The sequence below is a fragment of the Dysgonomonas sp. HDW5A genome (genome assembly GCF_011299555.1).
Taxonomy (GTDB): Bacteria; Bacteroidota; Bacteroidia; order Bacteroidales; family Dysgonomonadaceae; genus Dysgonomonas_A.
Map to the genome: position 1 here is coordinate 525,794 of NZ_CP049857.1, position 14,652 is coordinate 540,445.

The following is a 14,652-nucleotide window of genomic DNA, read 5'->3' on the forward strand; positions in this document are numbered from 1 at the left end:
TTATCTTATGAAAAAGGTATTCACTCCGTTTATAATATTTAGTCTTGCACTGTTATTTACAAATTGTAAAAATAACAGCAATAATGCTCAAGACGCAATTGCGGAAAATCCATCCGTAGAAATTAGTGACGAGGCTCTACTCGACAGTGTTCAACGACGCACTTTTAATTATTTCTGGGATGGTGCCGAACCAACCAGCGGTATGGCTCGTGAACGTTATCATGTGGATGGAGAATATCCTCAGAATGATGCAAACGTTGTTACTTCTGGAGGTAGCGGATTTGGTATCATGGCAATTATTGCCGGAATAGATCGTGGTTATGTGACTCGCGAAGAAGGTGTAGCCAGAATGGACAAGATTGTAACTTTCTTGGAGAAAGCCGATAGTTTTCATGGAGTATTCCCTCACTGGTGGTATGGCGAAACAGGTAAAGTCAGAGGTTTCAGCGACAAGGATAATGGTGGTGATCTAGTAGAAACATCATTCCTGATGCAAGGTCTTTTGGCTGCACATCAATACTATGTAAACGGATCGGATGCCGAAAAAGCAGTAGCTGCACGTATCGATAAATTATGGAAAGCAGTAGACTGGAACTGGCATCGTAACGGAAAAAATGTACTATACTGGCACTGGAGTCCTGAGCATTCTTGGGAAATGAACTTTGCTATCCGCGGTTTCAACGAATGTTTAATTACATATATTCTTGCAGCAGCCTCTCCAACTCACGGAGTACCTGCACCTGTATATCACGAAGGTTGGGCCGAAAACGGAGCAATAGTAGATCCTCATACTGTAGAGGGTATTAAACTTAACCTGCGCTACCAAGGAACAGAGGCCGGTCCTTTATTCTGGGCTCAATATTCTTTCTTAGGATTGAACCCTACAGATTTGAAAGACGATTATAGTGCCAACTATTTTGATGAAATGAAAAACTATACGCTTGTTAATCGTGCTTATTGTCTTCGCAATCCAAAAGGATATAAAGGATATGGTGAAAATGCATGGGGATTAACTGCCAGCTATTCTACCGTTGGATATGCTGCACATGAACCTTCCGAAAGAGGCGATCATGGGGTTATTACTCCAACCGCTGCTGTAGCTTCAATTGTTTATACTCCCGAAGAATCGATGAAAGTAATACGCAATCTTTATTCGATGGGAGACAAAATGTGGGGTAAATATGGTTTCTACGATGCTTACAGCGAAACAGACAACTGGTATCCTCAACGATATTTGGCTATCGACCAAGGTCCTATAGCTGTAATGATTGAGAACTACCGTACCCAATTACTTTGGAAATTATTTATGAGTCATCCTGATGTTCAAAATGGTTTGAAAAAATTAAATTTCGGAAGTCCTTCTTTAAAATAATAAGTGTAAAATAATAGAGAGCTTGTATTTACAACAGGCTCTCTATCTTATTAAATAATATATCTAACCTCTATCATGAAAATATTAAAATACGCTATACTATCCATACTCTGCATATTGGGAGCGAATACCTATGCACAGCAGAAAACATATTGTAATCCTATTAATATTGATTATGGATATTGTCCGATCCCTAACTTCACGGAATGGGGAAAACACCGTACCTCTGCCGATCCTGCCATTGTGAATTACAAAGGCGATTACTATCTTTTTTCTACTAATCAGACCGGATACTGGTGGAGCAGCGATATGCTGAACTGGAATTTCGTTTCCCGCCCTTTCCTTACAGAAGAAGCAATAGAGCAAACTCCTAATAAATGGGACGACCTTTGTGCTCCGGCTGCATGGACAATGGGAGATACTCTGGTAGTTTTCGGATCTACTTACTCTCGTATATTTCCAATCTGGATAAGTACCGATCCTAAGAATAACAAATGGGAAAAAGCTGTCGAGCATTTCGATATCGGAGGTTGGGATCCTGCATTCTTTACCGATGACGATGGTAAACTCTATATGTATAACGGTAGCAGTAACGTATATCCATTGTATGGAATCGAATTGGACAGGAAAACATTCCAACCGATAGGAACCCGTAAAGAGTTACTCTTAACTGATGGGGATAGAATAGGATGGCATCGTTTTGGAGAACACATGGATAATACTTTCCTTAAACCATTTATGGAAGGTGCGTGGATGACCAAACACGATGGTAAATACTATCTGCAATGGGGAGGTCCCGGAACCGAATTCAGCCATTATGCCGATGGTTATGCTGTAAGCGACAGTCCTCTCGGATTCTTCGAACATGCATCATTGCCATTAAGTATGAAAGCCGGTGGTTTTATTCGCGGAGCAGGTCATGGTGCTACTTTCCAAGACCGTTGGAATAATTACTGGCATACATCGACTATGGTTATCAATGTAAAGAATAACTTCGAACGCCGTATCGGAATATGGCCTGCCGGATTCGACAGCGAAGGCAATATGTATTGCAATACTGCATTTGGAGATTATCCTCACTATATACCAACAGGAGAAGCCGATCACTTGAAAAGCCAGTTTACCGGATGGATGCTTTTAAATTATAATAAGCCTGTGCAGGTTTCATCTACTTTAGGTACGCATTATGCCAATAATATTGTAGACGAAAATATCAAAACTTACTGGAGTGCTAAAAGTGCCGACAAAGGTGAGTGGCTGATTTCGGATTTAGGTGAAGTTTCGACAGTATATGCCATACAAATAAATTATGCTGACCAAGATGTCGAATTTATGGGAAAAACTTTAGGTAAATTTCATCAATATAAAGTATATTCGTCTCTAGATGGAAAAAAATGGGATGTACTCATAGATAAGAGCAACAATAAAACGGATGTTCCTCATGACTATGTAGAATTAGAGAAGCCCGTTAAAGCCCGTTACGTAAAACTCGAAAACATACACATGCCTACAGGTAAATTTGCCATTTCGGGATTCCGTGTATTCGGATTCGGTGCCGGCGAGAAACCTGCTCCTGTTGAACAGTTCATGGTATTACGTACCGAAACGGATAAACGCAGTGCTTGGTTGAAATGGAAACCGGTAGAAGGTGCATATGCGTATAATATCTATATCGGAATAGAACCCGACAAATTATATAGCAGCGTAATGGTTCACAATACAAACGAGTATTATTATGCAGGGATGGATAGAACCAAACCTTACTATTTTGCGATTGAAGCCATTAACGAAAACGGCACATCGACTTGGACCAGAGGCGAAGCTAAGTAAAGGTTATAGACCTTTTACTAGTCTAGTGAATTATTGAGATCTTTAACTATTGACAATATGAAATCGAAACTATTAATTGTATTCTTATTTTTATGTTCTGCTCTTACTTATGCACAGTTTGAGTCTGCCAGCTATATGATCAACGGATATACTATTCCCTATCAGGTTATGTTTCCCAAAGATTATGACGCAACTAAACAATACCCTCTTTTGGTATTCCTCCATGGTGCGGGTGAGCGTGGCAGTGACAATGAAAAACAGCTTACTCATGGTAAAGATTTTATGATTGATCATTTTCAAGCTGAATATCCTGCAATAGTTATTGCTCCACAATGCCCCGAAGAAACCTATTGGTCTAATGTAGAGAAACAAACTTTAGGCAATAAAACCACATTTACATTCGGGTTGTCAGATAAAGCCACCCCTTCGATGGAAACTTTGGTTTATCTGATAACGAACTGGATCAACTCCGGAAAGGTCGATCAAAGTAAAGTATATGTAGGAGGTCTTTCGATGGGCAGTATGGGTACATACGAACTTTTGTGGCGTATGCCCAATACCTTCGCTGCCGCTTTTGCCATATGTGGAGGCGGTGATGTTTCGAAGGTTCAATACTATACCAAGAATACAGCTCTCTGGATATTTCACGGATCGGCAGACAGTGTAGTGCCCGTACAATTTTCACAACAGATGTACGAAGCTCTCAAATCGGCAGGAAACGAAGTAAAATATACAGAGTATCCGGATGTTAATCATGGCAGTTGGATAAATGTATTTCAGAATAAAGAACTAGTTCCATGGCTGCTAAGCCATAAAAAATGATTCTTCATAGAAAATCAGATTAAGAGTCTTTGGGATGAGAATTCCAAAGACTCTTTTTTATTCGTATCTTTGTCTTGCTAAAAATAGTATCGAATGCTTATCTATACAGAAGAAAATAAGGGTTGTAAGTGGGGAATCTGGAAGATGGAAGAAACTCCCGAACTTTTATTATCTCAATTAACGAATAAAGAGGATCTGATTCGTTTTATTGATACTACAACTTCTCCTGCAAGAGTTCTTGAACGAATTTCGGTAAGAGTACTTCTCAAAACACTTCTCGGAGAAGAGAAAACAATAAGCTACCAATCGAATGGAAAACCGTACTTCGAAGACCGTTCTGTAAACATATCCATTTCGCATACAAAAGATTATGTAGCGATTATACTTTCGCAGTCGCCCCTATTAGGTATCGATATAGAGTATACTTCAGACCGGGTAAGACGTATTCGTTCGAGGTTTATATCTGATGTGGAATACATTAACCCTGAAAACGAAACATTACATTTACTACTTCATTGGTCAGCTAAAGAAACTATGTATAAGGCGTTGAGCCGTGAAAAAATCGACTTGAAGAATAATTTCCACATTAAGAAATTCATCCCGCAAAACCAAGGTTACTTCGAAGCACAGGAAACATTTACGGAAGATAGCCTCAACTTCCGGATTCAATACATTGTAACTGATGATTATGTAGTTACATATACGCTATAAACAGGGAGCTAACTGCGCATTTTGATTACACATGGATTTGGCATAACTCATGGATCTCGTTTATATGGAGATGCAAATGAGGCAGATAATCTTCTATCATACTCCTCAAAGATATCTTATCTCCGAATGTATTCAGCCATTCATTATTTAATTTACTCTGATCTACATGGTTGATTACATGAATAACATGCAGGTTAGAATATTTCCAAAGTTGAATTAAATTATTCCAGTTTTCTGTCTGATAGTTTTGAATAGCTATCCATCTATCATTATTTCCAAGATTGGCATAATCGGGAAAGATCAGCGGACTTGGTTGGTTTTGCAAATGTATAATACGATGGGTATTGTTAGAAGCCGAATCAATTAAATGCCCAAGTATCTGTTTGATTGTTCTATTCTGCTTATTGAACCTTGAGGCTACAACATCCTCACTTAAAGAACTCAATAGAGGTTCTTCACGCTCTAAAACCTGTATGATACCATTCGTAGTTTGAGAAAAATCGACTCTTGACATAATAATAGAACTTTAATTGTTTATATAATTATTCGCTATTTGCTTCAAATAATCCCAACATTATCAATTAAGATACGAGACCTTTTTATTGCTTCTTGTTTATCTATATTATAAAGAAATAGGAATGATTGAGAATAGCAAAATAAAAACAATACAAAAAAGTGTCACTTTTGTAACCTTTGTAACCTTTTCGATACTTTTCTGCTGATTATAAACAATTTACGAAATACAGAAAAGTAACACTTTTGAGACGAATTTGTACTCCAATTGTATAGTATGTAGTATATAATTGTCACCTTTATGCAACGAGTGTCACCTAAAATGTTTTATGGGCTATCCATATTTTGCATACCCATCAGCATTTCTAATTAATTTCGTATTTTTGTAGTACAAGAGAATTATAAAGTATCAAAAATGGAATCTATCGGGCAGCAAATCGAACAGTTAAGAGAAGAGCTTAACATGCATAATTACAACTATTATGTGTTGTCTAACCCCACTATATCAGATTTTGATTTCGATAAGAAAATGCAGGAACTTATCGACCTCGAAACCTCACATCCCGAGTATGCAGACCCGAGTTCGCCCTCGCAACGTGTAGGTAGCGATATCACCAAAACTTTTAATCAGGTAGAACATATTTATCCTATGCTTTCGCTCTCGAACACCTATTCGGAAGCCGAAGTTATAGAGTTTTACAATCGGATAAAAAAAGATTTGAACGACGACTTCGAAATTGTTTGCGAACTGAAATATGATGGTGCTTCGATCTCGCTCACTTATACCGATGGCAAGCTGACTCAGGCAGTAACCAGAGGCGACGGTGTTAAAGGAGACGATATTACAGCCAACGTAAAAACCATACGAAGCATACCTCTGTCTTTAAGAGGAAACGACTACCCTGCCCTCTTCGAGATTCGAGGGGAAATACTGATGCCTTGGAAAGTATTTGAGGAACTCAATAAAGAGAGAGCCGAGCAGGAAGAGAATCTTTTTGCCAACCCCAGAAACGCTACATCGGGGACTCTTAAATTACAGGATTCAAAAGTAGTTGCAACCCGTAAGCTGGATGCCTATTTATATTATATGTTGGGGGAAAATCTACCTACCAACGGACATTACGAAAATTTATTGAAAGCCAAGGAATGGGGTTTCAAAACTTCGGACGCAACCATTAAATGCAGTACTTTGGATGAAGTGTTTGCTTTTATAAAGAAGTGGGATGTGGAACGGAAAAACTTACCTGTTGCAACGGACGGTATTGTTCTGAAAGTAAACTCTCTATTACAACAGAAAAATCTGGGATACACAGCCAAATCGCCCCGATGGGCAATTGCATACAAGTTTCAAGCTGAACAAGAGGTTACACGTTTGTTATCGGTATCGTATCAGGTAGGACGCACAGGGGCTATCACTCCCGTTGCCAATCTGGAACCTGTAAAGTTATCGGGAACAACTGTTAAAAGAGCATCGCTATATAATGCCGATGCTATTGATGCCCTGGATCTACATATCAATGATATGGTATATGTAGAAAAGGGTGGCGAGATCATACCTAAAATAACCCGAGTAGATACTGATGCCAGAGAAGCAGGAAATCTGAAAGTTGAATTTATCAAGGAATGTCCCGAATGTGGTACTACTCTGATAAGAGACGAAGGCGAAGCTGCTTATTACTGCCCCAACTATATGGGATGTCCTCCACAAATAAAGGGACGCATCGAGCATTACCTGACCCGCAAGGCAATGGATATTGCAGGCGGTTCTGAAACGGTTGAACATCTGTTCAATGCCGGATTGATACACAATGTAGCCGACCTGTATACTTTGCAATGGGAACAGGTGGCAGAACTGGAACGATGGGCCGAAAAGAGTGCAAAAAACTTGATTCAAAGTATTGCTGACTCGGTAAACATACCCTACCCCAGAGTGCTTTATGCATTGGGTATACGATTTGTGGGCGAAACGGTAGCCAAAAAAGTTGCCAAAGCGTTCCCTTCGATTGACCTATTGATGCAAGCAACTGTGGAACAACTTGTTGAAGTGGATGAAATAGGTGAACGTATTGCACAAAGTATAGTCGATTTTTTCAAGAAAGAAGAAAATCAAGATATTATTCGTAAATTACGTCTGTTTGGAATACAATTCGAAACTTGTGGAAGTATTACAGACCAACAGACCAACAAGCTGGAAGGGTTGACTATTGTTATCAGCGGAACGTTTGAAAAGCATTCGAGAGATGAATACAAAGTTCTGATAGATCTCAATGGTGGAAAAAATAGCGGCTCTATTTCGGCAAAGACAAATTATGTATTAGCCGGTGCAAATATGGGACCTGCAAAATTAGAAAAAGCACAAAAGCTGGGAGTTAAAATCCTGAATGAGGATGAGTTTCTAAAAATGATAGAATAAGGTCTGAGATCCTATTCTTACTTTGGCAAGTATGACTGCAATAGCCGGCTATAATTGTAAAGTTTATCATTAAACACTTAATTTATATATGCTTGATTATTTTTTACGAAGAAGTATAAAATCAGAATTAAACAATAACAATCGGAAACATACTTTCCTCAACTTTGAGGGAATTAAAAATGTACTTGTCTTATTCGATATACAAGACTGGGAAATAGTATCTCCTATTATCGAAGATCTTGTACAACACGGAAAATATGTGATGGCGTGGACTATAAAACCCAAGCCAATACAAGGACAAACACTTCCTGCCAATCTTCCACAGAATGTCAGGGTTGTCGATACTCAAAAAGACCTCGATTGGAAACGCTTAATTCGCCCTGCCATACTTGCTGAGTTTGATAATCTTAAATACGATACTTTTCTTGATTTATCCTTAGAGCCAAATGATTACAGCAAACTACTACTTGTGCGTAATAAGAGTAACTTTTGCTTAGGCTTTACTAAGAGAGAAGAAAAGTTATATGATTTTACGATACTCAAAGAAGATGATCAAAGCTTATTTGAAGCTTATGAACAACTCAAAATTTATCTGGCTCATATAAAATAGGTTCTTTTAAACTTTTCACTTTTCGGGCTAGATAGGCTAAGCACTGGTACCAAAACAATAAAAAGGGAAATATAGTATTTTACAGTAGTTAAAATTGTTTATCTTTACGTCAAACTTTAAGAAAGAAGATCAGCAAGATAAAAGATTGAATTGAACTTATGTCAAGAATTAATCTAAGAGGTGTAGGAGTTGCGTTTATCACTCCTTTCAAAGAGGACGAGAGTGTCGATTATGAAGCTCTTATCAGACTTGTTGATTATCAGATACAAAATAATACAGATTATCTTGTCGTTCTGGGAACAACTGCCGAAACCGCCACCCTCACCGAAGAGGAGAAAACAAAAATTGTAGAAACTGTTATCAACAGGGTAAATGGACGAATCCCGATTGTTTTAGGAGTCGGAGGAAATAATACCCGTGCAGTTGTAGATCATTTAAAAAATGGTAATTTCGAAGGTATAGATGCTATTCTTTCCGTAGTACCTTATTATAACAAACCCTCACAAGAAGGTATATACCAACACTATAAGGCGATCGCAGAGGCATCTAAGCTTCCGGTTATCCTCTATAATGTTCCGGGGCGTACCGCCGTGAATATGACTGCCGAAACTACTTTGCGTTTAGCCAATGAGTTCAGCAACATAGTAGCCATCAAAGAGGCTTCGGGTGACATGGCTCAAATGGATGATATTATCAAACGTAAGCCCGATAATTTTGATGTTATTTCGGGTGACGATGGTATTACATTTCCGCTTATCACATTAGGTGCAATTGGCGTTATATCGGTTATAGGCAATGCTTTCCCAAAGGAGTTCAGCCGCATGACACGTCTTGCTCTTGAAGGTGATTATCAAAGTGCACTCACTATCCATCATAGCTTTAGCGAACTGTTTAAACTCTTGTTTATTGACGGTAATCCGGCAGGGGTAAAATCGATGTTGCACATGATGGGATATATCGAGAATAAACTTCGTTTGCCATTAGTTCCGACTCGTATTACGACTTTCGAGCAGATACGCTTGGTATTGAATGAATTGAACATAAAATGCTAAGGTCGCAGACCTTTTTTATTGCTTTGGTCAGTAAAACAGCAATTATTAGTTATAACTATCAACTGTAGTAATACACAGTGCATCATACAAAAAGAGCTTGCAATATTTGCAAGCTCTTTTCATTTATAAAGTAATCCCAAATAATCAATTATAGGTTGGCAATGAAGAGAAGTCTTTTGAATATCTCAACATTTGATCTACATAACCTTCGTTATATGAAATCTTTACATCCGTAATCTTTCCGTCCTTATCTGTTACTGCTTCAAAGACAGGATTCACAAAGCCTTTGTAGGGCTTTAAGTTAAGGGCTTTGTATCTTGCCAAAACTTCTGCCAATAGTTTCTGATCTACTTGTACAGCATAATTCTCAACCAGACTTTTAGCTCCGTTGAAATCTCCTTCCGATTTCACTCGTTGTATCTCAGCTAATAGCTGTCCGAATAAGTTGCGAAGTTTAGCATAGTCATTAACAACAACGAAAGTCTTTCCGTCACGTTCTTTAAATTCAACTACATTATCTGCTTTGCCTTTTTCATAGACCCATCTGGCAATCAATTGACGATTACGCATGTGTGCTTCTTCGATGGTTTTACCCGGTTCGATACGTGTCAATTGGGTCATCAAACCATTCATCATAAAACGATAGTATTCTGCTTTATAAGCGTCAGCACTCGGGATGATTCCCAGCTCTACTAATTTGGGGTCGGCAATATAATATAATCCGAATAGATCGGCACGAGCTTCCTCAATAGTAGAACCATAAGCTTTCAGAGCATCGGGGTCAACTCCGGGCATTAACTGACCTGATCCATGACCTAGTATCTCATGCAAATCAGTATGCAACACGTCGGTGATAAAGCCGTATTTGTGGAGCAATTCCAATTCTACAGGTGACCATACAAACTCATCACTGAATCCGCTATGCTCGGCTGCCTTATCGTATGCTTCCATTATATTTTCGATAGTTACCGATTTCGATCCATAATCTTTACGTATCCAGTTCGAGTTTGGTAAATTGATTCCAATAGGAGTAGATGGATAGCAATCGCCTCCTAATTGAGCAACTGTAATTACTTTAGCAGTTACACCTTTTACTTCTTCTTTTCTGAAACGAGGATCAACAGGTGAGTGATCTTCAAACCACTGTGCATTGGTACTGATTATTTCGGTACGCTTTGTTGCTTCGGTATTCTTGAAGTTTACTGTTGCTTCCCAGCTGGCTTTCATGCCCAGAGGATCACCGTAGCTTTCGGTAAAGCCATTCACAAAATCTACCCGAGATAAAGAATCTTGTACCCAAGCTATAGCATATTGGTCGAATGTTTTCAGGTCTCCGGTTGTATAGAAAGAAATCAATTTATCAATTGCTTTCTTCTGACCGTCATTCTCGGCAACACCTTTCGCTTTTTCAAGCCATCCTACGATGCGTTCTATAGCGGGAGAGTATAAGCCTCCTACTTTCCATACTTTCTCTACCAGCTTGCCGTCTTCTTTTACCAAGCGGCTATTCATACCATACATGATAGGAGTAGAATCATTCGGATTCTTCATTTTAGCATAGAAAGCTTCTACTTCGGCTTGTGTTACTCCTTCGCCGTAATAGTTATTAGCTGATGTTTTGATTAAATCTACTCCATCCGCCTGATTCACTTTCTTGGGCATTACATTCGGATTGAACATTACAGGCTCGATCATAACCAAGAAATCATCTACGCTTTGGTTTTCCATTGCGGGAACTTTATCAGCAGGTAACTTCTTTACTTCAGCTTCAAAAAATTCCTTCGAAAATCCGGGTAAGAATTTCTCCTCTCCGTAATGGTGGTGTATTCCGTTCGAGAACCATACTCGTTTCAAGTAAACTTCAAACTCCTGATAGTTCTTATCTGTTTTATCTCCTTTATAATTCTCATAGATTGCTTCCAGAGTACGGCGTATTGCCAGATTATACTTCCCATTCTGATCGTACAATATATCACGCCCTTCGGCTGCTGCCTGAGATAGATAATAGATCAACTCTTTTTGTTCTAAGCTCAGTGATTCGAATTCGGGTACTTTATAACGCAATATTTGCAAATCTGCAAAAGCGTCTACCTCATACGTAAAGTCGTCATTTTGAGAAGCTGTATCCTGAGGTTTATTACCTCCACAACTTCCAAAGACGATCGACAGTCCTGTCATTGCCATCGCGATAGTCTTCTTCATTAGTTTAATTAATATTATATATTGTTTTGAGTATCTCCTTATTACAACAAATATAGAATCTGCCCAATATTTAAACCGGGCGGATTCTATATTCGATATTAGTTGTAAATACAGATAAACTGTTATCCTCGTAAAACGAATAACGGAATATCGGATTGAAATAACATTTTGCGTGACACGCTTGGACGGAACATACGTGTAAATAGATTCCTCTTAGCGGTAGTCAAAGCTATTATGTCTATATTGGCTGCTTCAACGAATTGCTCTAAACTGACCAGGCTATCAGTACTTGATATCAGTTTATAATCAATCTTGATATTGCTGTATTGTTTTTCGAAATACGATTGTATTCCTTCGAGTTTTATAAGAGTCCACTTATCCGTTTTTTTATCTTCAATATGAGTTAGATGTATTTTAACCTCCTCATGATTGAAAAACTCCATCATTGCAGCAAAAGATACCAGATCTCGCTGACTAAAGTTAGTGAGAAAAGAAATATTCTTCACTTGGTGGAAATCGGTAAAAGATGTTCTCTCGGGAATTGCCAATAGGGGTATTCCGGTCATCTCAATAACTTCTGCTGTAACACTACCGATAAGGTCAGCACTTTTCTGATCTTTACCTCGTGTTCCCATCACTATCAATGCAGGTTTGTAATCCTTAGCATAGGCTACAATTTCTTCTTCGGGTAATCCTTCTTTCAATACGTAAGAATAATTAATCGGAGGAAACTCACCACTTGCTATTTTTTCATCAATAGTATTACATAGTTTTTGGATATCCTTATTTACCCTTTCCAGTATATTCTGAAAATCGGCTTCCTCTTTGCCTTGATAGGCAAATGCTTCTGCCATAGGCAAAGCTGTAGGATAGTAGGGATTAAAATATACGTGGATAATTTTAACTTTAGCCTTTATTTCTTTGGCTAGGTTAAAAGCTATACGACAAGCCTTTAATGAATAATCGGAAAAATCAACCGGAACCAGAATGCGTTTTCGTCCATCGTCAGTTCTGTAAGTTTCAGGTTCGCTGTAGCTAAACAAGTTACGACTTTCCACCACATTCAAAGCCTTAGGTAAATCCGATTCTTTTATTCTAAGACGTACCCCTGCGGAAGTATTGGAATTTTGATCTCCTACATCTTCCATCAATACAGAGATGTTTTCACTCTCTAATACTGATTTTAAAATCTGAGCCTTTTCATTTGTATGAATGGCAAGTGTTACTAATTTATCGGCCATAATGTATTTACTTTTTGTCTTTATCAATCATCTCTAAAGCCATATCCAGTATAGCGGTATCTTCGAGCAATACAATCCCTCCATTGGGACCTGCTTCGATGTGTACCCCACAACTTTCACCGTCTTTATAACTGTGTCCTCCGAAATAATTCCATACGGTTTCTACAGTCAGGTTCAACTCTTTTGCCATCTTATGGATACTTCCATCGGGCAAACTGTCTTTAATCTTACGAAGCTCATTGTACTCAATTGTTTTTGTCATAATCACATATGTTAAGGTTGAGACTAAGATTGTTGCTTAAAATTAAGCAATCATTTTAGAAAAACCAACGAAACCCGTACATAAAATTCATAAAGCTTATAATAAATAATGTTATGACTATTACACCAATGGTTACAGAGATGATATTCGCATGAAGTGCAGAGTAAGCCGGTACTTTTACTTCTTCGATAGTTTGCTTTAATAAACGGATACGCCCATATTGAAAAAGCAAATATATTAGAAAGCCAACTAAAACACCTAAAAACATGCCACCTATCACATCCGAAATAAAATGCACACCTAAATAGATACGTGAATAACATGTTATTGTTGCCCAGGTAAATATAACAACCGTAAACCGGCGGTACTTAAACATTAGGGACAGAAAAGTTGCAATACCAAAACCATTGGCTGCATGAGCGGATATGAAACCAAAGCGTCCTCCTCTATAATTATTTACAATAGTTACGTAATCTTTAAAATCGGGGTGATGACTGGGACGTAACCTTTCAAATATCGGTTTTATAACTCCTGCTGACAGCTGATCACACAATGTACCCAGCAGAACCATACAGAAGAGCAACAACACAGCTTGTTGCCATTTCGTCTTGTAGAAAAAAACACCTAAACCAACTAATACAAGAGGAATCCAAGTAGCTTTGCCGCTATACATCCACATAAAGCTGTCCCAAAAGACATTATGGAATTCATTCAACCAAAGAAAAGCTCCTCTTTCGTAGGGAAGAATCTGTTCAACCAGATTCTCGGGGTTAGTTTCTATCATATTTATGTTACGAGTTACAGGTTACAAATTACAAGAACTATCGACTAATAACTCGCAATTTATAATTTATTTACTTATCAGATTATTTCCAATTTGTCTTTTTGTATCCAACCGACACTTCCATTATCAATTTCAATTTCATACCAGCTTCCATCTTCTTTTGTTATTGATACTTTTGTGCCAGCATGAAGTATAAACAACTCTTTTGAGGTTGTGTTTGGTGAACTCACAACAGGAGCCGAACCTGCCATAATAATAGCCGTATCTCTATTCTCTACGTTCTTCTTCTGTGTATATGCGAATATATTTGTGAAAAGAAGAAATACAAACAATACAACACCTGAATAAAAGCCTGCTTTCTTTAAACTAAGCTTTGGACTAAAGAAGAATAAAAACAAGCTTCCTATAAAAAGAAGAAAAAATACGATGGATAACTTTGCCCAGCTATTTGAAGGTAGAAGATCTCTTACTCCATTAAACCACATCTTTAAAAAGAAGTTATCGGCAGTTAATATCTTATCTTCTATTTTGGTTTGGGCATATTCAATATTATGCTTTATATCACGGTCTCCGGGGTCATAAAGTTGTGCACGTTCGTAATTAAGCAAGGCTAAAGGAATCTCATTCACTCTGAAATAAGCATTCCCCAGATTATAATACAATTCGGCAGAAGCCTTACCTTGTTCTTTCTGAGCTTTAATTTCACCTTCGAGGAGCGTTATCGCATCTCTGAAATCGCCATTATCATATGCCTTTTGAGCTTGCTCTGCCACACTTTGTGCACTTATGCCTAGTGTAGAAATTATTATAAAAATTGATATAAATAACTGTTTCATAACA

General features: G+C 38.1%; 13 protein-coding genes. 7 read left to right on the forward strand and 6 right to left on the reverse strand.

Annotation, left to right across the window (positions count from 1 at the left end):
- Positions 1-7 precede the first annotated feature (7 nt).
- The 4 genes from G7050_RS02100 (at position 8) to G7050_RS02115 (ending at position 4,735) form a co-directional block, all read left to right on the forward strand.
- Positions 8-1,372 (forward strand): glucoamylase family protein, encoded by a 1,365-nt coding sequence (locus G7050_RS02100; RefSeq protein ID WP_166110512.1) that lies wholly within the window; start codon positions 8-10, stop codon positions 1,370-1,372.
- A gap of 75 nt (positions 1,373-1,447) precedes the next feature.
- On the forward strand, positions 1,448-3,202 hold the full coding sequence (locus G7050_RS02105; protein ID WP_166110515.1) for a family 43 glycosylhydrolase: 1,755 nt from the start codon (positions 1,448-1,450) through the stop codon (positions 3,200-3,202).
- Between the two features lie 57 nt (positions 3,203-3,259).
- The gene (locus tag G7050_RS02110) at positions 3,260-4,024 is read left to right on the forward strand and encodes a prolyl oligopeptidase family serine peptidase (protein ID WP_166110519.1); all 765 of its coding nucleotides are present in this window, start codon (positions 3,260-3,262) and stop codon (positions 4,022-4,024) included.
- Between the two features lie 93 nt (positions 4,025-4,117).
- Positions 4,118-4,735, forward strand: coding sequence for a 4'-phosphopantetheinyl transferase family protein (locus tag G7050_RS02115; protein WP_166110522.1), 618 nt, complete (start codon positions 4,118-4,120; stop codon positions 4,733-4,735).
- A 25-nt stretch (positions 4,736-4,760) separates the two neighbouring features.
- On the opposite strand, the gene G7050_RS02120 is transcribed toward G7050_RS02115, so the two are convergent.
- The gene (locus tag G7050_RS02120) at positions 4,761-5,249 is read right to left on the reverse strand and encodes a DinB family protein (protein ID WP_166110525.1); all 489 of its coding nucleotides are present in this window, start codon (positions 5,247-5,249) and stop codon (positions 4,761-4,763) included.
- Positions 5,250-5,663: 414 nt separating this feature from the next.
- Between G7050_RS02120 and ligA the strand changes: the two genes are divergently transcribed.
- The 3 genes from ligA to dapA all read left to right on the forward strand — a co-directional run bounded on the left by ligA (position 5,664) and on the right by dapA (position 9,323).
- A complete protein-coding gene (ligA, locus tag G7050_RS02125) occupies positions 5,664-7,661 on the forward strand; it encodes an NAD-dependent DNA ligase LigA (protein ID WP_166110528.1) in 1,998 nt (665 codons plus the stop codon).
- Positions 7,662-7,749: 88 nt separating this feature from the next.
- Entirely contained in the window at positions 7,750-8,271 is a 522-nt protein-coding gene (locus tag G7050_RS02130; protein WP_166110530.1) for a hypothetical protein, read from the forward strand.
- 158 nt (positions 8,272-8,429) lie between these two features.
- The gene (gene dapA, locus G7050_RS02135; protein WP_166110533.1) at positions 8,430-9,323 is read left to right on the forward strand and encodes a 4-hydroxy-tetrahydrodipicolinate synthase; all 894 of its coding nucleotides are present in this window, start codon (positions 8,430-8,432) and stop codon (positions 9,321-9,323) included.
- 144 nt (positions 9,324-9,467) lie between these two features.
- Here the strand turns inward: dapA and G7050_RS02140 are convergent, their stop codons facing one another.
- The 5 genes from G7050_RS02140 to G7050_RS02160 all read right to left on the reverse strand — a co-directional run bounded on the left by G7050_RS02140 (position 9,468) and on the right by G7050_RS02160 (position 14,648).
- The gene (locus G7050_RS02140) at positions 9,468-11,525 is read right to left on the reverse strand and encodes a dihydrofolate reductase (protein ID WP_166110535.1); all 2,058 of its coding nucleotides are present in this window, start codon (positions 11,523-11,525) and stop codon (positions 9,468-9,470) included.
- Between the two features lie 122 nt (positions 11,526-11,647).
- On the reverse strand, positions 11,648-12,766 hold the full coding sequence (locus G7050_RS02145; RefSeq protein WP_166110538.1) for a universal stress protein: 1,119 nt from the start codon (positions 12,764-12,766) through the stop codon (positions 11,648-11,650).
- A 7-nt stretch (positions 12,767-12,773) separates the two neighbouring features.
- Complete coding sequence (locus tag G7050_RS02150) at positions 12,774-13,028, reverse strand: DNA-binding protein (RefSeq protein ID WP_166110541.1); 255 nt, start codon at positions 13,026-13,028, stop codon at positions 12,774-12,776.
- Between the two features lie 55 nt (positions 13,029-13,083).
- On the reverse strand, positions 13,084-13,812 hold the full coding sequence (locus G7050_RS02155; protein WP_166110544.1) for a phosphatase PAP2 family protein: 729 nt from the start codon (positions 13,810-13,812) through the stop codon (positions 13,084-13,086).
- 77 nt (positions 13,813-13,889) lie between these two features.
- The gene (locus G7050_RS02160) at positions 13,890-14,648 is read right to left on the reverse strand and encodes an SH3 domain-containing protein (protein WP_166110546.1); all 759 of its coding nucleotides are present in this window, start codon (positions 14,646-14,648) and stop codon (positions 13,890-13,892) included.
- Positions 14,649-14,652: the final 4 nt, after the last annotated feature.